The 20,315-nt window shown below is 58.3% G+C and carries 15 protein-coding genes; 3 read left to right on the forward strand and 12 right to left on the reverse strand.

Features of this window, described 5'->3' with window-relative positions; translation table 11 throughout:
• Nucleotides 1-114 precede the first annotated feature (114 nt).
• The 3 genes from QIT27_RS10040 to QIT27_RS10050 all read right to left on the reverse strand — a co-directional run bounded on the left by QIT27_RS10040 (nt 115) and on the right by QIT27_RS10050 (nt 4,284).
• Nucleotides 115-1,557 carry an NAD(P)(+) transhydrogenase (Re/Si-specific) subunit beta gene (locus QIT27_RS10040; RefSeq protein WP_285263704.1) on the reverse strand — a complete coding sequence of 481 codons (1,443 nt, stop codon included), beginning with the start codon at nt 1,555-1,557 and terminating at the stop codon, nt 115-117.
• A 16-nt stretch (nt 1,558-1,573) separates the two neighbouring features.
• Nucleotides 1,574-3,145, reverse strand: a complete 1,572-nt coding sequence (locus tag QIT27_RS10045) for a Re/Si-specific NAD(P)(+) transhydrogenase subunit alpha (protein WP_285263705.1) — start codon at nt 3,143-3,145, stop codon at nt 1,574-1,576.
• A 215-nt stretch (nt 3,146-3,360) separates the two neighbouring features.
• Nucleotides 3,361-4,284 (reverse strand): LysR family transcriptional regulator, encoded by a 924-nt coding sequence (locus QIT27_RS10050; protein ID WP_285263706.1) that lies wholly within the window; start codon nt 4,282-4,284, stop codon nt 3,361-3,363.
• A 168-nt stretch (nt 4,285-4,452) separates the two neighbouring features.
• Between QIT27_RS10050 and speB the strand changes: the two genes are divergently transcribed.
• On the forward strand, nt 4,453-5,355 hold the full coding sequence (speB, locus tag QIT27_RS10055) for an agmatinase (protein WP_285263771.1): 903 nt from the start codon (nt 4,453-4,455) through the stop codon (nt 5,353-5,355).
• Between the two features lie 29 nt (nt 5,356-5,384).
• On the opposite strand, the gene QIT27_RS10060 is transcribed toward speB, so the two are convergent.
• From QIT27_RS10060 to QIT27_RS10095, 8 genes are all read right to left on the reverse strand, one after another.
• Nucleotides 5,385-5,615, reverse strand: coding sequence for a hypothetical protein (locus QIT27_RS10060; protein ID WP_159343394.1), 231 nt, complete (start codon nt 5,613-5,615; stop codon nt 5,385-5,387).
• Between the two features lie 87 nt (nt 5,616-5,702).
• Nucleotides 5,703-7,466, reverse strand: a complete 1,764-nt coding sequence (locus tag QIT27_RS10065; RefSeq protein ID WP_285263707.1) for an ABC transporter transmembrane domain-containing protein — start codon at nt 7,464-7,466, stop codon at nt 5,703-5,705.
• A gap of 90 nt (nt 7,467-7,556) precedes the next feature.
• Nucleotides 7,557-8,240 carry a LuxR C-terminal-related transcriptional regulator gene (locus QIT27_RS10070; protein ID WP_159343396.1) on the reverse strand — a complete coding sequence of 228 codons (684 nt, stop codon included), beginning with the start codon at nt 8,238-8,240 and terminating at the stop codon, nt 7,557-7,559.
• Between the two features lie 205 nt (nt 8,241-8,445).
• Entirely contained in the window at nt 8,446-9,003 is a 558-nt protein-coding gene (locus tag QIT27_RS10075) for a response regulator (RefSeq protein WP_253018469.1), read from the reverse strand.
• Nucleotides 9,004-9,355: 352 nt separating this feature from the next.
• The gene (locus QIT27_RS10080) at nt 9,356-11,326 is read right to left on the reverse strand and encodes a diguanylate cyclase (RefSeq protein WP_285263708.1); all 1,971 of its coding nucleotides are present in this window, start codon (nt 11,324-11,326) and stop codon (nt 9,356-9,358) included.
• 108 nt (nt 11,327-11,434) lie between these two features.
• Entirely contained in the window at nt 11,435-13,552 is a 2,118-nt protein-coding gene (locus QIT27_RS10085; protein WP_285263709.1) for a putative bifunctional diguanylate cyclase/phosphodiesterase, read from the reverse strand.
• A gap of 122 nt (nt 13,553-13,674) precedes the next feature.
• Nucleotides 13,675-15,414: a methyl-accepting chemotaxis protein gene (locus QIT27_RS10090; RefSeq protein ID WP_350338769.1), complete on the reverse strand. Its 1,740-nt coding sequence runs from the start codon at nt 15,412-15,414 to the stop codon at nt 13,675-13,677.
• Between the two features lie 637 nt (nt 15,415-16,051).
• Nucleotides 16,052-16,258 carry a cold-shock protein gene (locus QIT27_RS10095; protein WP_159343401.1) on the reverse strand — a complete coding sequence of 69 codons (207 nt, stop codon included), beginning with the start codon at nt 16,256-16,258 and terminating at the stop codon, nt 16,052-16,054.
• Between the two features lie 306 nt (nt 16,259-16,564).
• Here QIT27_RS10095 and QIT27_RS10100 point away from each other — a divergent pair, with 306 nt between their 5' ends.
• Both QIT27_RS10100 and QIT27_RS10105 read left to right on the forward strand, forming a co-directional pair.
• Nucleotides 16,565-17,734 carry a M20 metallopeptidase family protein gene (locus QIT27_RS10100; RefSeq protein WP_285263711.1) on the forward strand — a complete coding sequence of 390 codons (1,170 nt, stop codon included), beginning with the start codon at nt 16,565-16,567 and terminating at the stop codon, nt 17,732-17,734.
• A gap of 68 nt (nt 17,735-17,802) precedes the next feature.
• Nucleotides 17,803-19,308: an AbgT family transporter gene (locus QIT27_RS10105; protein WP_285263712.1), complete on the forward strand. Its 1,506-nt coding sequence runs from the start codon at nt 17,803-17,805 to the stop codon at nt 19,306-19,308.
• A gap of 2 nt (nt 19,309-19,310) precedes the next feature.
• Here QIT27_RS10105 and QIT27_RS10110 read toward each other — a convergent pair whose 3' ends face one another.
• On the reverse strand, nt 19,311-20,207 hold the full coding sequence (locus QIT27_RS10110; protein WP_285263713.1) for a LysR family transcriptional regulator: 897 nt from the start codon (nt 20,205-20,207) through the stop codon (nt 19,311-19,313).
• Between the last annotated feature and the right edge of the window lie 108 nt (nt 20,208-20,315).

Here is a 20,315-nt window from a genome sequence, read left to right on the forward strand (position 1 = left end):
GCACCTTCGCAATAGTCACAATTTGCATTTAACCAACACGCTAATAGCTATTCCCAATCGTAAGGAACGGGGTGCCATGCGTCCCGTTCCTTAGCAGTCTACTGCGACACGGACTTACTCCACCAGCGGTAGCAGCGCATTCAGACTATCGCGGGCATCGCCGTAGAACATGCGCGTGTTCTCTTTGAAGAACAGCGGATTCTCGATACCCGAGTAGCCGGTGCCCTGACCACGCTTGCTGACGAACACCTGCTTTGCTTCCCACACTTTGAGCACCGGCATCCCCGCAATGGGGCTGTTGGGGTCCTCTTCGGCGGCTGGGTTCACGATGTCGTTGGAACCAATAACGATAACCACGTCGGTCGTGGCGAAGTCGTCGTTGATTTCATCCATCTCCAGCACGATATCGTAGGGCACCTTGGCTTCCGCCAGCAGCACGTTCATATGCCCTGGCAAGCGCCCGGCCACCGGGTGAATGCCGAAGCGTACGGTTTTGCCAGCGGCGCGCAGCTTGCGGACTAAATCGCTCACCGCCGTTTGGGCTTGCGCCACCGCCATGCCGTAACCCGGCACGATGATGATGCTGTCGGCATCGTTGAGCGCCGTGGCAACGCCGTTGGCATCGATGGACACCTGCTCGCCTTCGATCTCGGCAGCAGGCCCTTGGGAGCCTCCAAAGCCTCCCAAAATCACGCTGACGAAGTTGCGGTTCATCGCCTTACACATGATGTAAGAGAGAATCGCCCCGGAGGAGCCCACCAGCGCCCCGGTCACGATCAGTAGGTCGTTGGAGAGCGTGAAACCAATCGCCGCCGCCGCCCAGCCGGAGTAGCTGTTCAGCATCGAGACCACTACCGGCATGTCCGCCCCGCCGATGCCCATGATCAGGTGGTAACCGATAAAGAACGCCAGCGCCGCAATCACCAGCAGCGTCCAGAAGCCTGCGCCGTTGAGGTACATAATCGCCAGCAGCAGCGAAAGCACCGCCGCACCGGCATTCAGCATGTGGCCGCCAGGCAACTGCTTTGGCTTGCCATCCACTTTGCCAGCGAGCTTGCCGAAGGCTATCACCGAGCCGGTGAACGTCACCGCGCCGATAAAGATGCCTAGCACCACCTCGATTTGCAGGAACATCAGCTCATCGGGGGCTTTGGTCGCCACCAGCGCCGCAAAGGCGGAGAACTGGTCCAGCGATGCCTCAGCGGCACGAGCTGCCATCACCCGGCGACGCTCTAGGTCCGCGCTCCAGGCAACGAAGACCGCTGCCAAGCCCACGAAGCTGTGCAGCGCGGCCACGAGCTGAGGCATTTCGGTCATTTCGACCTTGCCCGCCACGTAAGCCCCGATGGCCGCGCCAATCAGCATCATGGGAATCAGCCACCAGTAGGCGCCAATACCGGGGCCGAAGGAGGTGAAAAACACCGCCAACGCCATCCCGACGATGCCGTACCACACGGCTCGCTTGGCCTTTTCCTGATTACTCAGCCCGCCCAGCGACAGAATAAACAGCACGCTTGCCGCAATCGCCGCGGCAGATACGAATCCTTGCTCTAACATATCGTCTCTCCGCCGCTTAGGATTTTTGGAACATGGCCAGCATCCGGCGTGTCACCAGGAAGCCACCCACGATATTGATAGACGCGATCAGTACGGAAATACCCGCCAGCACGCTCACCACCGCGCTGCCCGAGCCAATTTGTAGTATCGCTCCCAGAATAATGATGCCGGAAATGGCGTTGGTTACCGCCATCAGCGGGGTGTGCAGTGAATGGCTCACTTTCCAAATCACCTGGAAGCCAATGAAGCAGGCCAATACGAAGACGATAAAGTGCTGCATGAACGAAGCAGGCGCCACAAGTCCCAACAACAGCATGAGCGCGCCCCCTACGGCCAGCATGGTGACCTGGCGCTTGGTTTGCGCCTTGAAGGTGGCCAGTTCGGCGGCTTTCTTCTCTTCGGGCGTGGGCTCTTTCTCTTTTTTCTTCGGCTTGGCCGCGCCAATGGCTTTCACCTTCGGCGGCGGCGGTGGGAAGGTGACTTCCCCTTGGTGCGTCACCGTCGCGCCGCGAATCACATCGTCATCCATGTTGTGATGGATCACGCCGTCTTTCTCCGGGGTAAGGTCGGTGAGCATGTGGCGAATATTGGTGGCGTAAAGCAGTGAGGCCTGTGTCGCCATGCGCGAGGGGAAGTCGGTGTAGCCAATCACCACCACGCCGTTATCGCTCACCACGCGCTCGTCGGGCTGCGTCAGGTCGCAGTTACCGCCCTTCTCGGCGGCCAAATCCACGATCACCGAACCGGGTTTCATGGCGGCGACCATGTCTTCCAGCCAGAGCTTGGGCGCGGGCTTGCCGGGAATCAGTGCCGTGGTAATCACGATATCCACGTCCGGAGCCTGTTCACGGAAGCACGCGAGCTGCTTTTCGCGGAACTCAGGGCTCGAAGGGGCCGCGTAGCCACCGCTCTCGGAGCCGTCCTGGCTATCCTCGAAATCGAGGAACAGGAACTCGGCGCCCATGGATTCGATCTGCTCGGAAACCTCAGGGCGCACGTCAAAAGCGCGCACTACGGCGCCTAGGCTCGTCGCAGTGCCAATCGCCGCCAAACCTGCCACCCCAGCACCGATCACCAATACCTTGGCAGGCGGTACTTTGCCTGCGGCGGTCACTTGGCCGGTAAAGAAACGGCCGAAGTTATTGCCCGCCTCGATCACTGCGCGGTAGCCCGCAATGTTGGCCATGGAGGAAAGCGCATCCATCTTCTGCGCCCGAGAAATACGCGGCACCATGTCCATCGCGATGACGGTGGCACCCTGGGCTTTGCAGGTTTCCAGCAGCGCTTCGTTTTGGGCTGGCCAGAAGAAGGCAATCAGCGTTTGGCCTTCGCGCAGCCGCTTGGCCTCTTCATCAGAGGGCTCGCGAACTTTGATGACCACCTCAGCGTCGCGCCACAGCGCGTCGGCGCTCTCGATCACGGTGACGCCAGCATCGCGATAGGTGTCGTCATTGAACCCGGCGGCCAAGCCCGCCCCCGTTTCGATGAGGCACTCATGGCCCAGCTTTTGAAGATGCTTTGCGCTCTCGGGGGTCAGCGCGACCCGCGCTTCTCCCCGGGCACTCTCTTTTGGTGCGCCTATTTTCACACGCTTTCTCCCTTGGTTTGTCCCGCCAACAGCGCCGCACCCTCACCGCCAGCGTGTCATCGCTAGCGTCGTTGAGCGCTGTTCATTCACTGCGGCGCCAAACAACGCGCCAGCTAGCAGTTTAGGATCTAACGCCGAGCCTGCCAGTGACCATTCAACCTTTGCTTCAACTGCGTTGTTTATCTACAACACGTTGATCTGGAAAAGGGAGTGCTTTAACGGCGCACGGTGTTGGCAAAGGCGGTGAGTTCTTCGTACAGCCATACGTTGGCAGGCGCATTGGCGTAGAGGCTGTGCTGGATCAGCGTCATGGTCAATTCGGGAAGTTCGTCCGGTGGGGCCACCATGCGTACGGGCAGCATGGCAACGAAGCGATCGGCCATTTGGCGAGGCAAGGTAATGATCGCGTCGGTCAGCGCCACGACCCGTGCGGCGGCGATGTAGTTGAGGTTTTTCGAGATCACCCGGCGGCTCAATCCGTGCTGGGCGAGACAGCTCTCGATACGGCTGGGCAGCAGACCACTGATATCGGCGAGTTCTACGTGGAGCTGGCGGGCAAATGCCTCGAGTTCCAGCGCTTCCCCCACGTGCGGATTGTGCTGGGCCGCCAAACACACCAGCTCTTCGTGCATCCAGGGCGTTTGCACCACGCCGCTAGGGAGCGATGACTGGCGATCCAGCCCTACCACCATGTCTACTTGGCGCTGTTCTAGCGCGTCGCTGAGGACGTCGGGAGTAATCAGCTCGATGGAAAAACTAATCCCGGGGGCATAGCTCAACAGTTGGCTCAGAAACGCCGGGTACATGACCTCTTCGAAGTAGTCGGTGGTCGCCAGGGTAAAGTGCCGAGTGCTGGTCGCGGGGGCAAAGGTGGCTGGCGGTGCCAACCCCGCCTGTAACGACGTCAATGCCTGTTGCACCACGGGGAGCAGCGCCATGGCGCGGGGCGTGGGCTGCAGGCCCTGCTCGGTGCGTACCAATAGCGGGTCGTCTAGCGCGTCACGCAGGCGTTTGAGCGAATGACTGAGCGCTGGCTGGCTCAAGTGAAGCTTTTCGGCAGCGCGAGTGACGTGTCGCTCACGCATGAGCATCTCGAAGACCAGCAGCAAATTCAGATCAAAGTGGCGGAGCGACCGCATAGCGCCTCACTATTTATACAATGAATGATTTCATTCTAAACATTCATTTCATTCATCGCGAAAAATTCCTTATCGTCGCGCTGCGTCGAGCCATCCGCTCGCTTTCCACTCAACGCCCGTTTGCCGGTCAACCATAGGAGCACACGCTAGGTGACCCCATCACAGATCATGCCCAGCCTGTTTGGTGACGTTATCTCCACGTTTATGGGCGTGCCCAAAGCCACCGATCCCAACGCCACCGATGCCGACGTCGTGGTCAGCGGCGTGCCGTTCGACCTGGCGTGCTCTGGCCGTTCTGGCACGCGGATGGGGCCGAACGCGATTCGCCAAAGCACCGCCAACCTGATTTGGGAAGGCAAGCGCTGGCCGTGGGATTTTGCTCTGGAAGATCGCCTGCAGGTGTGCGATGCCGGCAACCTGGATTACGCCTACGGCGAGCCGGAGAGCCTGGTGGATAACCTGGAAACCCACGCCATGCGCTGGCTGAAAGCGGGTAAGAAAATGCTGACGCTGGGCGGTGACCACTACATCAGCCTGCCGCTGCTGCGCGCTCACGCCCGTGAGCACGGCCCGCTGGCACTGATTCATTTCGATGCCCATACCGATACCTATGAGCAAGGCACGCGCTTTGACCACGGCACCATTTTCCACCATGCCTTACAGGAAGGCTTGGTCGTGCCGGAGCACTCGCTGCAAATCGGTATTCGCACTAGCTATGACCGGAGCAACCATCCTTACGAAGTACTGGATGCCGATTGGGTGAACGACCACGGCCCGGCGGCGGTGCTGGAGCGGATTCGTGCGCGAGTGGGTCACCACCCGGCGTATGTCACGCTGGATATTGATGGCCTGGACCCCGCCTTCGCACCGGGCACCGGCACGCCGGTATGCGGCGGCATGTCCACCGACCTGATGCTGAAAGTGATGCGCGGCATGGTCGGTATGGAGCTGGTCGGCATGGACTTGGTGGAGGTGAACCCGGCCTACGACCACGGCGATATTACTTCGCTGGCGGCAGCCACGCTGGGATTGGAGTTCCTTTACACCCTCGCGGCCTCCAAAAAGGCGTAGGCGTTTCGCCGCTCACCTTGCGGAAGCGCTCAGCGTAGGGTCAGGTCAATGACCAGTAGCAGCGCCAGTGCCCCGACGGCCGGCCAAGGACTTTTCAGCACGACGCCAAACAGGGTGAGCGGAATCAAAACGGTCAGCGCTGCCAGCACATGCGGCAGCGCCGCCGCGCCGCTTGTCCACATACTGCCAATGACGAGCAACCCCAGTAGGCCTAAGCACAGCCCCAGCCAAACACCTCGTTGACGATATCTTGATGGCATTTTCTCGCCTCTCCTTACCCTATCCAACTGCCCTATCAGGTACCGTGCGTGGCCGCTGGCCTGTCATGGTGGCCAGTGGCGTGTCGCTCATGCGTGTTGTCCGAACTGCAGCGCCGCGAGGTGACGATAGAGATCACTGCGCTCCATCAGCGAGGCGTGCGTGCCGGACGCCACCAGCCGCCCCTCTTGAACGACCAGTAAACGGTCTGCATGCACCACCGTTGCCAAACGGTGCGCAATCACGATGCTGGTTCGCCCCTGCATCAGCCGGTCTAACGCGCGCTGCACCAATCGCTCGCTCTCTGCATCCAGCGCGCTGGTGGCTTCATCCAACAGCAGCACCGCTGGGTTTTTCAGCAGCGCACGGGCAATAGCCAACCGCTGACGCTGACCGCCCGAGAGCTGCACCCCGCCCGGCCCCAGCGGCGTATCGAACCCTTGCGGCAGCGCCTCAATGAACGCGAGCGCGTTGGCGTCTTGGGCGGCAAGGCGAAGCTGCGCTTCAGTGGCTTCTGGGCAGCCGTAGCGCAGGTTCTCCGCCACGGTGCCACTGAACAGTACCGGCGACTGAGCGACCAAGCCCAGCGCACCGCGTAGCTCGGACAGCGCCAAGGTGCGAATATCCACGCCATCCAGCATGACGTGCCCCTGATCAGGATCGTAAAAACGCAGTAGCAGTGCCAGCAACGTGCTTTTACCCGCACCGGAGGGGCCCACCACCGCGACCCGCTCACCAGGTCGAATATGAAGATCGATCGCGTCCAGCGCGGGCGTAGAGCGTCCAGGATACGTGAAGCGCACCTGCGCAAGCGTCAGCGCTCCTCGAAGTGGCTGAGCCAGCGTGACCGGCTGCGCCGGTGACTGAATGGTAGGTGGCGTCTCGAGCAGCTCCAGCAGACGCTCGGCAGCGCCAGCGGCGCGCTGCACATCGCCCGCCACTTCGGCCAGCGTCGCAACCGCGCCAGCGGCTAGCACGGCGTAGAAGATGAACGCGGAGAGTTCACCGGGGCTCATACTGCCTTCCAGCACCGCAAGACCGCCCTGCCACAGCATCACCCCCACAGCACTGAATACCACCAGCATGGCCACACCGGTCAGCCATGCCCGCTGGCGGGTACGCGCCACGGCGCTGCCAAACGCCTGTTCGACCCGCTGGCCGTAGCGGTGGCGCTCACCGGCTTCCTGAGTGAACGCTTGCACGGTCGGCAAGCCGCTGAGCGCCTCTTCGGCGTAGCGGCCTACTTCCGCCACGTGGTTCTGGCTGGTGCGCGAGAGCCGTCGCACCCGCCGCCCATACCACACGATGGGCAGCAGCGTCGCGGGAATGCCCACCAGCACCAGCGTAGAAAGCCAGGGCTGGGTCAGCAACATGAGTACCACGGCGCCAACCAGCATGACGCCATTGCGCAACGCCAAGGAGATCGATGAACCAAACAGGCTCTGCAGCACACTGGTATCCGCCGTCAGGCGCGAGGCGATCTCTCCGGCGGCACGGCCGTCGCTCGCGCTTTCGAAAAAGCTGGGCTCCAATGAGAGCAGATGCTCGAACACCCGCTGGCGTAGATCCGCCGCTAATCGCTCCCCAATCCAAGTGACTTGGTAGTAACGCAGCGCCGAGGCGGCCGCCAATAGCGCCACGATGCCAAGCAGGACCCCCAACGTCGTGGCAAGCGCATGGGCATCGGCCGCGAGAAAGCCTTGATCGATGACGCGTCTCAGGCCATGGCCCAGCAACAGCACGCTACCAGACGCGACCAATAGCGCGCCCCCCGCCAGCGCTACGCGCAGGCGATAGGGGCGAAGAAAATGCAGCAGCCGAAGAAGAACACGCGGACGAGAAGAGTGACTCATGGGGAGGACTCGGCAGCAGGGAACAGCCGTTGACCATAGCAGGCATCAGGCGTTTCTGCAGGGCCTACATGAAAACGTGACTGCCCGCGCCTAGACGGACTCACCGGTATCGTGAGGAGACGCCAGTAATCCCAAACGAATGGCTTCGTGCACTAGGCCCGCCGTGTGACGGACGCCCAGGCGACGCATGATGTCGGCGCGATGTGTTTCGATGGTTTTAATGCTGACATTGAGCTGGTCGGCAATCGCTTTGCTGCGAAACCCTTGGGCCACCAGCTGCAGCACCTCACACTGGCGCGCGGTGAGCGGATTGTCATGGGGCGCCTTCACGCCCAGCCATGACGCCACACTAACGAAATGCTCAGGCTCCATGGCCGTCAGCATGAACTGCTCGCCCCGGGCAGCCTTTTGAATGGCGGCCTCTAACGCCGCCACGTCGGCGTTCTTATGCAGGAGGCCGCATATGCCCGCTTCGAAAAGACGGTGTATGTAGCTATCGCTGGAGTAGCTGGAGAGAATGACGATGCGCAGCGTGGGACACAGCGATGTGAGCTGTGCCAGCAGTTCAACCCCTTTCAAGGACACAACGGCTGCGTCGATGAGCGCCACGTCCATGTCTTGGTTGGCGACTTCGCTTATCAATTGTTGCTCAGACCCGACCTCTGCCACCACGGTCATCTTGTCGAAGGTTTCAATCAAGGAACTGATCGCGGAACGCACAAGCCGATGCTCATCGGCCAGTAATATCCGAGTCGTATTATCTGAACGTTTCATGGAATATGCCAAAACCTTGACAAGGTAAAAACCTGCTGTAGAACCCCCTCGCAAGCACGGGTCCATTGTTATCTTGGTACCGGTCGAACGTCGGCACACCTCGTCACACAAACGTAAGGAAAACCCGCCACAAGCAACTAACTAAGCTTATTTGACCCGCACGTTAACTCACTGACCTGCAAAGCAGTATAAGCAAAAACCCTGATTATCGTTCCGATTCCAGGATGCCCAGGCGCAGCGCTTTTTCAAGCATGTCGTGTAATGCATCAAGGGTTTGTGGAGCGTTTGCCGATGCGCTGGTTCTATGCAACAGCGTACCGACATCTGGGCGACCAAACAGCCGCTTCAAAATGGTAGGACACAAAAACATCTCCCCCTTAGCCGCAGCGTGAAGGGCGACTTCCAGCTCGTCAACGCCCGCCTCCCGCAGCAAAAAACCGTGAGCCCCTGACTGAAAGACGCGCTTGACCTCGTCAACGCTTGGGTTGACGGAAATGATCACCACCCGCGTATCCAAACCAACGTTACGCAGCCGCTTGATGACCTCGACGCTGGTTTGACTGGGAAACTGGGCATCGATCAGGGCCACATCGACCGGTAACGCCGCCGTAATGGCATCCAACAGATGCGGGCAGGGCACGCTGGCCACGACATCGACCTGTGGGAAACGCTCGAGGACACGGCACAGCCCTTCTCGTATAAAGCCGCTTTCATTGACGACGACGACCCTAATCGTTGCCCCAGCACTGCTGTGCGAACTCATTGCGCACTTCTCCCAAAACCTGACTATCTTGCGGCGCGCCCTGCCGGTTAGAACGCTCCCTGTACTTGCTAAAGTGAATATCTTGGCCCGCTTTTATTGTTCATGAGCGTACGTTGGCTGGGTTAACCGTTATCGACATTGGATCAGGTCATTCTCTACATAAAAACCCTGAGTCGACGTTAAAAACACGGCTGACTGATCAGCCCTTAAATACGCTTATAGTTTAAAGCATGAGCGAAGACACGCCGAGATTTAGACTTAAGTTAAGAGCAGTTTAGTGGAACATAAGACGGTGTAGGCTTTATTTCATCAGGGAACTATTCGCACGCCAGCCTACTTTCAACGCTCGCGCTCAGTCATCGTTGACCTCGACCCGGTTGCGCCCCGACTCTTTGGCTCGGTAAAGCCCCACATCGGCACGCTTTAGCGCGGCTTTGAGCGAGGTTTCCTCGACCGATACCGACGTTACTCCTAGCGAGGCGGTGAGCCATAGCGTTCGCTCGAGCGCTCCTTCATGCACGGAGAAGGGCGTGGTTTGCACGGTGTGCCGAATACGTTCCGCCACCTGTACGGCCTGAGAGAGCGGCGTCGTGGGCAGCAAGATGGCAAACTCCTCGCCCCCCACGCGGCACAGCAGATCCTCTTGACGCAGTAACCGGGAAACGATGCGGGTAAACGCCTGCAGTACGTCGTCACCGGCATCGTGCCCATACTCATCGTTGATGTGCTTGAAATGGTCGAGATCAATCGTCACTAGCGCAATGGCATAGTCCTGGCGACGCGAACGGGCGATCTCAATGGCTGCCTGGGCCTGAAGATAGCGACGGTTGAACACCCCGGTGAGCGGGTCGGTCATGGCCTGTTCGCGCAGCTTCTCTTCCAGCTTTTTACGCTCGGTCAGATCGAACACGGTCGCCCGGGAGTGCACGAACCGCCCACCACGACGATAGGCAGAGGCTTGAATCATCACATGGCGCTGTTCACCGCTGCGGGTCAGCAGGCTGCACTCTGCACTACCGGACTGGTGCTCCAGCACGTCTTGAAACGCTTTATCGAATGCCGGTCGTGTCTCGGGTGTGATGAGCTCACGATACGCCATGCGCTGGAGGACTTCATCGGCCGAGTAACCTAGCCAGGCCAGCTCGGTGCGATTCATCTTGACCACGCGCCCAGCATCATCCAACGAGTGGTAGCCGCAGGGGGCGTTTTCGTACAAATCGCTCACTTCAATGGCGTGCCGCTGAGCCGCCCGGCGCAGCGTTCGCTGCCGCTGGCTGCTGATGGCCCACAGCATGCCAAACGCCACCGCCACCGCGTAGATCAACAGTAAGAACCACAGCACGGTCGTCTCTTCGTCGATCAGCGACGTCCAAGAGGGGGTGGGCAGCAGCACCCCCAGTTTCCAGGGGTAGTACGCATGCTCGCTATAGATATTGCCTGCCAAGCTACGATAGCGCTGGGTGCGAATATCTTCTGTCTGAAAATAGAGCAGTTGTCGATCCGCATTGACGAACCCTTCGCTGCGTTGTGCCATCGCCTGCCAGTAGTCGGGCGCCAATGTCGCCAGCGTCTCGCCAAAGTGCGCCGTTCCCTGGGGCAGCGCTGCTTTGTTCAATAGCCACTGTCCCTGGGCATTCACCAGCAGACTATGACCTTCGTGCCCCAGCCGCATCGCCTGCTGCAGGCCGCTGGTGAGATACCGCCAGTTGAGACTGAGCAGCACCACTCCTTGACGGCGCCCAGCCGCGTCAAACACCGGGGTCGAGACGTTCACGACGGGGATGATCTCGCCATCGAGCAGTTCGTAGTGAAGGTCTCGCCCGAGAGGGGTGAGATACAGATCTCTAGGCAGCAGTTGGCTGGCTTCTTGAAAGTAATCCATCTCCTGGTGACGGCGGCCGCTGACATGGGCGCCAGGCGCCACGCTCTGTGGCGCGCGCAACACCTCATGGCCCTGATTGTCGATCAGCACCAGTTTGGTATAGCGCGGGTGGTGGCTGATGATGGTATCCAGAAAACGGGAGAGCTGGGTCAGATCACCTGGCGGATAGCCCGGCTCGAGCAGTGGCGGCGCATTGTGTGTGGCAAGGTAGTGCCGCAGCGCGGGCATTTCCGCAATGGCCAGCACGGAGTTCAGACTTTCATTGATGTCGCGCGTCAACGCTTCCTGGCCTGCCTTCAACACGGCTCGCGCCTCGGTATGAAGGCTCTCGACACGTGTCTCCATGTGCACATGGAGCACGGGCAACAGCATGGCCGTTACTAAAATAAGCGGAACGCTCACGGCCAACAGCAAGCGAGTAGTTAAGCGGCGCAGTGACACTGGCGTATTTCCTGTCTTGGAGCCTGTCGCAAACGCGGGCTCTCATTACTGTTATTAGGAGGTCATATCGCGCTGCCGATATCATTTAGCAGCGCACTGGCGCGATCGTTAGGGTTGTGAGGGCGGGTTGAGCACCGGCGGTAGCTGGGTCAATACATCAAACGGCACCGGCTTGGAGAAATAGTACCCTTGCAGCAAGTTGCACTGGCGCTGCTGAAGGTCGCGCTGCTCCTCTTTGGTTTCGATGCCTTCGGCGACCACGGCCAGTTCCAAGTGGTGCGCCATGGTGATCACCCCCTGAACGATCGCGGCATTCTTAGCATTTTGGGCAATCCCACTGACGAACAGCCGGTCGAGCTTGACCTTGCTGATCGGCAAATCACGCAGGTAGCTCAAACTGGAGAAGCCCGTTCCAAAGTCATCCAACGCCACGCTGATGCCCAAGTCGCGGACATCGTTCAACAGCGCCACCGCCTGTTCGGTATTCGACATCAGCGTCCCCTCGGTCACTTCCAGCTCCAGCAAGGCGGGCGGCAGACCGCTGTTAGCCAGGGCGGCTTTGATCTCATCCATAAAGCCGCTGCGGCGAAACTGCATGGGGGAGATATTCACCGCCACGGCCAGCGGCGTTTCTCGCGTGGCATTCAGCTGGGCAATATCGTGACAGGCACGCTCTAACACCCAACGGCCGATGGCGATGATCTGCCCGGTTTGCTCGGCGATGGGCATGAACAGCGCAGGCGAGACTAGCCCCTTGGTGGGATGGTGCCAGCGAATCAACGTCTCTACGCTGCGCACACAGCCGCTGTTCGCATCGACGATGGGCTGGTAGTACGCTTCGAACTGCTGCTGTTGTATCGCCTCCTGCAGCTCACGGCGAATGATGACGTGCTCGGCGATATTGTCGATAGAGTCACCGCAGTACCACTGCCAGGTATTGCGCCCCTGACGTTTGGCGTCTTCCATGGCAAGGCTGGCGTGGTGCAAGAGGTCGTGGGGTTTCGTCACGCTACCTTTGTTCGACGCAATGCCGATACTGGCGCTGATGTGCAAGCAGTGCTGATAGAGCGTGAAAGGCTGCGCAATGACGGTCAATAGCCGCCCCGCGAGCGCAATGACGTCGTGCTCGTTTTGGAAAGGAGCCACTAGCACGACGAACTCATCGCTGGACAAGCGGGCCACGTGGGCACCGGCTGGCACGGTGTCCAGCAAGCGCTGCGCGACCGTTTTCAGCAGCAGATCTCCCATCCCGTGCCCTAAGGCATCGTTCACCGGTTTGAAATCGTCGAGGTCGAGATGCAGGACCGCCATCGACTGCGCCTGCTGGAGGCACTGCTGAAAACCGTTCTCCAAGCGTGCCTGCAGCGCCCCAAGGTTCGGCAGCCCGGTCAACGGGTCGTGGGAGGCTTGATAGGCCAGCCGCGCTTCTTGATCGCGCTGCTGGGTAATGTCTTGCTGGATACCGATGAAGTGTGTGCACAGGCCGTGCTCGTCGAACACCGGGCTGACCGATAGCTGGTTCAAAAACAGGCTGCCATCCCGGCGGTAGTTACGTAGCAGCACCTGAACGTCCTGATGCTGCGCGATGCCGCGCCGCATCGTCTCGATGGCCTCTCTATTGGTATCCTCGCCTTGTAAAAACCGGCAATTGCGCCCCAGCGCCTCGTCAGCGGCATAGTCGGTAATCTCGGTAAACGCGCTATTTACGTACACCAGCGGCAAGTGCGGCTGCGTCGCATCGGCCATCACCACCCCGTTAGGGCTTGCCTCGATCCCACGCTTGAGCAGGCGCAGCTCGCTCTCATCTTTTTTGCGCTGGGTAATGTCGCGAAAGATCGCGTACACCCCTATCAACTGGTCGTCCGCGATGATGGGAACGTGGCTAATGTCGAGCTGCACGGGCTCTTGGCAACCCACGCAAAGCGCTTGGTAATACTGATGCTCGCCGTTTAGCGTGGCTTCAAAGGCCGCTTGCGCAACCGCGAAGGACTCTGGATGCAGCAGCCGACGATACGCCATCCCCGCCAACTCGTCCGCCGCTTTCCCGGTGATGCGGGATGCCGCCAAATTGCTGTGTACGATGCGGCCATCACGGTCCAGCTCGCAAATCCCATCTGGGTGATAGGTAAACAGCGAGTGATAGCGCGCCTTCGCGTACAACGACACCGCCTGCGTGAGAAAGGTGAGAGATTTTTCCTTGGTACTGGCCAAGAACGGTATTTTCACAAACGTATCCACGGTGCTAAATCACAAAAGGCATTCACAACAGACAGCAATGAACGGCGAGCCATACGCCACGCCTCTACGACGGCCATGCCGTCGTAGAGGTCATGTCGGCGTCTGAGGTGTTAGAACGTTTCCCAATCATCCGTGGCCGCAGCCCGGCGAGCAGCGGGTACCGATGACGGTGCAGACGTTGACGCAACCGCAGGAGCCATCGCTTGCTGGCGCGGCTGAGTCGCGGTCGTGCTGAGCTTGAAGGTGGCGATCAACGCCGCTAGCCGATCGGCTTCCTCCTGTAACGATGCCGCCGATGTGCTGGTCTCTTCCACTAGCGATACGTTCTGCTGGGTGGCAGAGTCCATCTGGGTAATGGCGGTACTGACCTGATTAATGCCGCTTTCTTGTTCATTCACCGCCAGCGCGATCTCTTTCATAAGGTCATTGACCTGCTTCACGGCGGCCACGGTGCTCTCGATTCCCTCGCCGCTCTGCGCAGATTGCTGTGCGCCCTCTTTGATACGCGTGGCGATATCATCGATGATGCCGCGAATTTGCCCAGACGACTCCGAGGTCTTGGTGGCCAGCTTGCGCACCTCACCTGCCACGACCGCGAACCCACGGCCATGCTCGCCCGCGCGGGCCGCCTCTACTGAAGCATTCAGCGCCAGAATATTGGTTTGAAAGGCAATGCCTTCGATGACTTGAATGATGTCCTGCACGTGCTTGGAGTGTTGCTCCATTTCGCTCATGAGGGCCGTGGTTTGCAGCACCTCTTCACGGGCGTGGCTTGCCCGCTGTGAGGCCGTCATGGTGAGCTCGCTGGCCGAGCTAGCCGTCTGGTTGTTATGGGTAACGGTGGAGGACATCTGCTCCATGCTGGAAGCGGTTTCCTGGAGAGCGCTGGCCTGTTCTTCGGTACGCGAAGCCAAATCTTCGCTACCGCTGGCAATTTCGCGGGCGCTGTTCGCCACCATTTGGCTGGTGTGTGTCAGCGTCACCATCATATCGGTGAGCTTGGTCTGCATGGCACTCATGGCGCGATACAGCTGACCTACTTCGTTATTACCTTCGTCATGAATCGTGCTGGTCAGGTCACCCTGAGAAATATGCTCACAGATCGTCACGGCGCGACGTAGCGGTGAAACGATCAAACGACGCAAGCCCACCTGCAGCCCCACGAACAGCAGCAGAGACAGCACTAACACCGCAACGACGGTCCAGATGATGCGTTGACTCGCGGTGGAAGCCTCACTCTGCATCTCTTCGGCTAACTGCTCTGCAAAACGGGCAAACGCACGGGTGGCTTCGGTCATGGCACCCGCGCCCGCCTCCAAGCGACGCTCTTCTTCTGCCAGTTGCGCGACGTTGCCAGCAGCCACGGCATTTTTAAGCGAGGTAGTCACCAGTTCATTGAAACGTTCCACGACGTCCGTAAAGTAAGGATAGCGACGCTGCGCTTCGGTAATCTCGTAGGCCGTCAGCTCGGCAAACCGCTGCTCGGCCCGCTCCAGGCTATTGTGGGTTTGTTCGAGCGCCGTGGCGGCCTCAGGGTTTCCCTCAGTGCTGTAATCCACGAAGCGCGACAGCCGTAGTCGCATCTCCATGAGGTTGACTTCCATACGGTTGGCCGAATTGACTTGATCAGCACTCAATTCAGCTATTTCATTAATATCACTCAAACTATTACGCGAGGCGTTAATCGCAAGCGCGCTAATGACTATTACCATAATAATCAATAGTGTCATGGCAGCCGTTAAACTGTGCTGGATACGTATGTTTCTCATCACCCTGATCCCTTTCATAAGTTTATGGCAATAGACAAGCACGCCTGCGCTTTGAAGAGACGTGTGTTTAAGCAGAGGCATTCATTGGCTTAACGCCAATGGACGCTCAGAGAATATTCTTTTTGATTGAGAACACGGAGAAGGACGAAAGGCATACTTTGGTCCTATTTTTTATATGTTATAGGTATTATTTTACTTAGACCCCAAGAGGTCAATTGTGGTTACTATGTATATTCTTCGACAAGAAAAACGATAAAAATCATCTAATAAACAAAATACTTATATTAAAAAGCAATATAAAACCCTCTTGACATTATCGTTACTACCATAAAAATCAATGCGTTAACGGCATTTTGGAATATTTATACCCTCGTTCTCGTTTAGCGCTAAGCTTATACCGACTAGGCCACACCTCCTTCATCCTCTTCTACCACCAACGTCGATCAGGGTTTTTACTGATAAAGGTGTCTGATTGGCGACGCATAACAACACTCATACGAGAGACCGATGACCATGACCACCCCGACGCCTTCTACTGCGCCGCCCGCTGCGAACCGCCTACCCTGCCGAGGCTGCCTAGCAAACTGCCACCACTACCCTACCTGTGAAGGTAAGCCTTGGCGGTCATCGTCGGTACCGCAAACGCAAAAAACCCCGCTATAAGCGGGGTTTTTAAAGCTGACCGGCTAAGCCGGCTGCTAACATTCAATCTATGTGATTAATCCATCACTTGAATGTTCGATGCCTGAAGGCCTTTTTGCCCTTGCGTGACATCAAAAGCCACCTTTTGACCATCTTGCAGGGATTTAAAGCCATCAGCCTTAATTTCGGAGAAGTGAGCAAACAGATCGTCGCCGCCCGCTTCAGGAGAGATAAAGCCGAAGCCTTTTGCGTCGTTAAACCACTTGACGGTACCAGTTGCCATGATCGAAATCCTCGATGTAGCGAAAGAAATGCCGGGAAATACCCGAGTGACATTGGGTACAACAAGAAACTTTCACCAGGCTCAAACGCTAAATGCTTCGATACAGCTGACAACGTGCAACTTGCTAACCAACGAAGGGCAGTCTGCGCTTCTCAAAGCAGGACGTCAACCACATCACCAAAACGACTTTTGGGCAACGTTGCTCTCAAAGCAACAAACTCGCCCTTCAAAGCACTCGTTCCTACTCGCCAGGTCGCTTAGCGTTACCTACGCCCATAACGACACAGACAACGGCAAGGACAGGACATGCGTTCATCACCCTTTTTCACTTCACAACAAATCAGCGATGCGGTGGCTGTACGCCACCAGCTACACCAGAATCCAGAACTAAAATTCGAGGAAGCCGATACGGCTAAGCTAGTGGCTGAGCGGCTGAAAGCGCTGGGCTATCAAGTGACAGAAGGCATTGCCACGACCGGCGTACTGGCCGAGCTGGACACCGGCCGCGAAGGCCCAGTGATTGCCTTTCGGGCCGATATGGATGCGCTGCCCATCAAAGAAGCCAACGGTTTTGCGCACCGCTCCCAACGAGAAGGGCTGATGCATGCCTGCGGCCACGATGGCCACACCGCGACGCTGCTGCTCGCCGCTGAAGCCATTATTGCTAAGCGCGACCAGCTTTGCGGCTATATCAAACTGCTATTCCAGCCGGGCGAAGAAGGCGGCAACGGGGCCGATGAGATGGTGAAAGCGGGTGTACTCCAAAACCCACAGGTAGACGCCATTTTTGGCTACCACAACCGCCCTGGCTTTCCCGAAGGGCAGTTGTTCGTCAAACCCGGCCCCGCTATGGGCGGTAACGACACCTTCAAAATCACCATTGAAGGCGTCTCTGGCCACGCGGCCATGCCGCATTTGGCGGTAGACCCGATCTATGTAGGCGCTTCACTCGTGCAGCAGCTGCAAGGGCTAGTGGGCCGCCATAAATCACCACTGGAAGCAGGCGTGATTACCGTCGCGGCGTTTCATGCGGGCGACGCCGCCAATGTGATCCCAGGCCAAGCAGAGCTGCTGGTGAATATTCGCAGCGACCGGGAAAGCTCCCGCGCTGCATTGGTCGGCAAGCTGGAACAGGTCATTAACGGGGTGTGTTCCGCCCACGGCGCTCGTTTTCAGCTCGAGCATCAACACCAAATCCCTCCGTTAGTAAACGATACCGGTTGGTCGGAGCGTGTGTTGGCGATTGCCGCCGAACAAGGCGTCAGCGCCGATATTCAGCAACTGGACTATATGCCCACCATGGGGGCTGAAGATTTTGCGTTTTACCTGCAAGAAGTACCGGGGTGTTTCTTCTTTGTGGGGAACGGCGACAGCGCTTACCTACATAACGAACGCTACGACTTTAACGATGCCATTCTGCCCATCGCAGGCGGCATGTTTGTGGCACTTGCCACATCCCTGCTTAAGCGCGACTAAAAGCGCTAGCCGCCACGTTAAGTGGCATAACAACTTTGAATAACAAGGCTTTTTATAAGGAAACTGTCATGCAAGGTGTCCTCGCTTCCATCGAGCGGGTAGGCAATAAGCTGCCTCATCCGTTTATCCTATTCGCTATTTTGGCCGCCCTGGTGGTGGTCATTTCCGCTATTTTAGCCACGCTAGGCGTCTCGGCGATCAACCCACAAACCGAGGCAGAAGTGACCGTTCGCAGCCTGCTCTCCGCGGATGGTGTCGAGTTCATGCTGACCAGCGTGGTCAGTAACTTCGTCAACTTCCCACCGCTGGGGCTGATTCTGGTGGTGATGTTCGGCATTGGGCTAGCCGATAAAGTGGGCCTGATGTCGACGCTGATGCAGGTGAGCGTCGCCAAAGCGCCGCCCTCGCTGCTAACGTTCTGCGTATTTATGGCCGGTATTTGCGGCAGTATCGCCTCCGATGCCAACTACCTCATCCTGATTCCGTTGGCCGCCATGGTGTACTACTCGGTGGGCAGGCACCCGGTGGCGGGGGCTGCCGCCGCTTACGCAGCTGCCGGGGCTGGGTTTGATGCCAGCCTATTCATTACCGTGGGCGATGCGCTGTTTGCAGGTATCACGACCGATGCCGCACGCCTGGTAGACCCCGACGCTTACATCTCGCCCGTAGATAACTACTACTTTGTGGCCTGCTCAGTCTTTGTACTGGCCGCCGTCGGCACCCTGCTGGTCGATAAAGTGGTAGAACCTCGGCTACAGCGCACGCTCCCCATGGGTAAAGATTTCAAAACCGAGGTGGTCACGCCAACGCTGACGGAAGCCGAAAAGCGCGGCCTTAAGCGTGTAGGGTTGGCAACGCTAGCCTATATCGTCTTGGTACTGCTGGTGGTGGTGCCCGAAGCTTCGCCACTACGCAACGAAGATGGCGGTTTGATTCCTTCGCCGTTTCTGCGCTCGCTCGTGCCGCTGATGTTTATCTACTTCGTCACCATTGGGTTGGTGTACGGCATCACCACCGGCAAGATTACCAGCAGCCGCGATGTGCCCCAGCGCATGGCGGAATCGGCCAGCGACCTCGCCCCCACCCTGGTGCTGTTCTTCGCGATCTCGCAGTTTATTGCCTACTTCCGCTGGTCGGAGCTTGGCCAGTTTATCGCCATTGAAGGTTCAAACGTGCTGCAAAGCACCGGCTTTACCGGGCTCCCCCTCGTCGGGGCGTTTATCGCTATGAGTGCGGTGCTGAACGTCTTTATGACTAGCGGCTCGGCTCAGTGGGCGCTGATGGCTCCTGTGTTTGTTCCCATGCTGATGATGATCGATTTCGACCCTGCCTTCGTGCTGGCGATGTTCCGCATTGGAGATTCCAGTACCAACATCATCTCGCCCATGAGCCCCTACTTCTCGGTAGCACTGGTGTATATGCAGCGCTACAAACCGGACATGGGTCTGGGCACGCTGATCGCCACCATGCTGCCCCTTGCCATGGGCTTCTTGCTGGCGTGGTCAGCGTTTTTGATGTTCTGGCTGATGATGGGTTGGCCCATTGGCCCGGGTGTTTACATGATGGCGAACTAGCGCTACTGCATCGTCATCATCAACTTCCATAAATAGTCGGCAGCGGGCGAGAGCCTTCTGCCGACACGCTTCACCAAGTTGCCCTGGCTGCTGGCCGCCATGGGGTGATCAATCGGGATCGCTTTCAGCAGCCCCGCCTCAATCTCGCTGCGTGCAGCGGCCGCCGTCATGAACGAAACCCCAATCCCTGCGCTCGACATGCGCCGCGAAACAGAGTGCAAATTACAGCGATACGCCGGTGTGGCAGGCTGCCCCGCCGCGCCAAATAGCGCGTTTACAAACTGCTGAGAGCCAGACACATCGGGCAGAAAAATTAGCTTATGCTGCAGCAGTTCCGCCACGCTCACGCGCTCATGCCTTGCCAACGCATGGGAAGGCGCCACGAGCGCACACAGCGGCCCCCGCTCAAAAGAGTGGACCACCAAGCGCGGGTCGGAGATCGGCCCATAGGTAATGGCAATATCCACCTCGTCGCTGGCCACCATCTCATGGGGTTCACGGGGGTAGTAAATGCCGGTTTTGATCTCGATAAGCACATCTGGGTAGTGCTCAGAGACCCGCTTCATCACATGGTTGATAAAGCTATCCACAAAGCCATCGCCCACCGACACCACCACCTTCCCAGCCTGCAAGTTACGCAGCCGCGACAGCGTATCACCCAGCTCAGAGTTCAGCCGCCGCTGGGCCAAAAAGCCATCCACCACCAGCTGACCCGCCTCAGTGAGCATGACATGCCGCCCCTGACGCTCCAGCAACGCCATGCCCAGCGCCTGCTCCAATGAGCGGATCTGACGGCTAACCACCGACGGGTTGGTATGCAAATGCTCCGCCGCCGCGCGAATACCGCCGCAACTGCTGACTTCTAATAAGTAGAAAGCGCGTTTATCGAGTAGGGTCATTGAGGAAAGCTCTTTTACCTGCGCTGGAAATGCCTTAGACACATCATCTTTTGATAACGGAGTGAGCCTCATGGTTGTTGCAATAAAAACAACACATTCAGTATTGCA

Origin of the sequence: Halomonas sp. LC1, assembly GCF_030247125.1 — a bacterium.
Taxonomy (GTDB): Bacteria; Pseudomonadota; Gammaproteobacteria; order Pseudomonadales; family Halomonadaceae; genus Vreelandella.

What these genes read in the sequence shown, in the direction of transcription:
- QIT27_RS10040 (WP_285263704.1), bottom strand. Translation starts at nt 1,557, where the DNA reads ATGTTAGAGCAAGGATTCGTATCTGCCGCGGCGATTGCGGCAAGCGTG.
- QIT27_RS10050 (WP_285263706.1), bottom strand. Translation starts at nt 4,284, where the DNA reads ATGCGGTCGCTCCGCCACTTTGATCTGAATTTGCTGCTGGTCTTCGAG.
- speB (WP_285263771.1), top strand. Translation starts at nt 4,453, where the DNA reads ATGCCCAGCCTGTTTGGTGACGTTATCTCCACGTTTATGGGCGTGCCC.
- QIT27_RS10060 (WP_159343394.1), bottom strand. Translation starts at nt 5,615, where the DNA reads ATGCCATCAAGATATCGTCAACGAGGTGTTTGGCTGGGGCTGTGCTTA.
- QIT27_RS10065 (WP_285263707.1), bottom strand. Translation starts at nt 7,466, where the DNA reads ATGAGTCACTCTTCTCGTCCGCGTGTTCTTCTTCGGCTGCTGCATTTT.
- QIT27_RS10070 (WP_159343396.1), bottom strand. Translation starts at nt 8,240, where the DNA reads ATGAAACGTTCAGATAATACGACTCGGATATTACTGGCCGATGAGCAT.
- QIT27_RS10075 (WP_253018469.1), bottom strand. Translation starts at nt 9,003, where the DNA reads ATGAGTTCGCACAGCAGTGCTGGGGCAACGATTAGGGTCGTCGTCGTC.
- QIT27_RS10090 (WP_350338769.1), bottom strand. Translation starts at nt 15,414, where the DNA reads ATGCCTCTGCTTAAACACACGTCTCTTCAAAGCGCAGGCGTGCTTGTC.
- QIT27_RS10095 (WP_159343401.1), bottom strand. Translation starts at nt 16,258, where the DNA reads ATGGCAACTGGTACCGTCAAGTGGTTTAACGACGCAAAAGGCTTCGGC.
- QIT27_RS10100 (WP_285263711.1), top strand. Translation starts at nt 16,565, where the DNA reads ATGCGTTCATCACCCTTTTTCACTTCACAACAAATCAGCGATGCGGTG.
- QIT27_RS10105 (WP_285263712.1), top strand. Translation starts at nt 17,803, where the DNA reads ATGCAAGGTGTCCTCGCTTCCATCGAGCGGGTAGGCAATAAGCTGCCT.
- QIT27_RS10110 (WP_285263713.1), bottom strand. Translation starts at nt 20,207, where the DNA reads ATGACCCTACTCGATAAACGCGCTTTCTACTTATTAGAAGTCAGCAGT.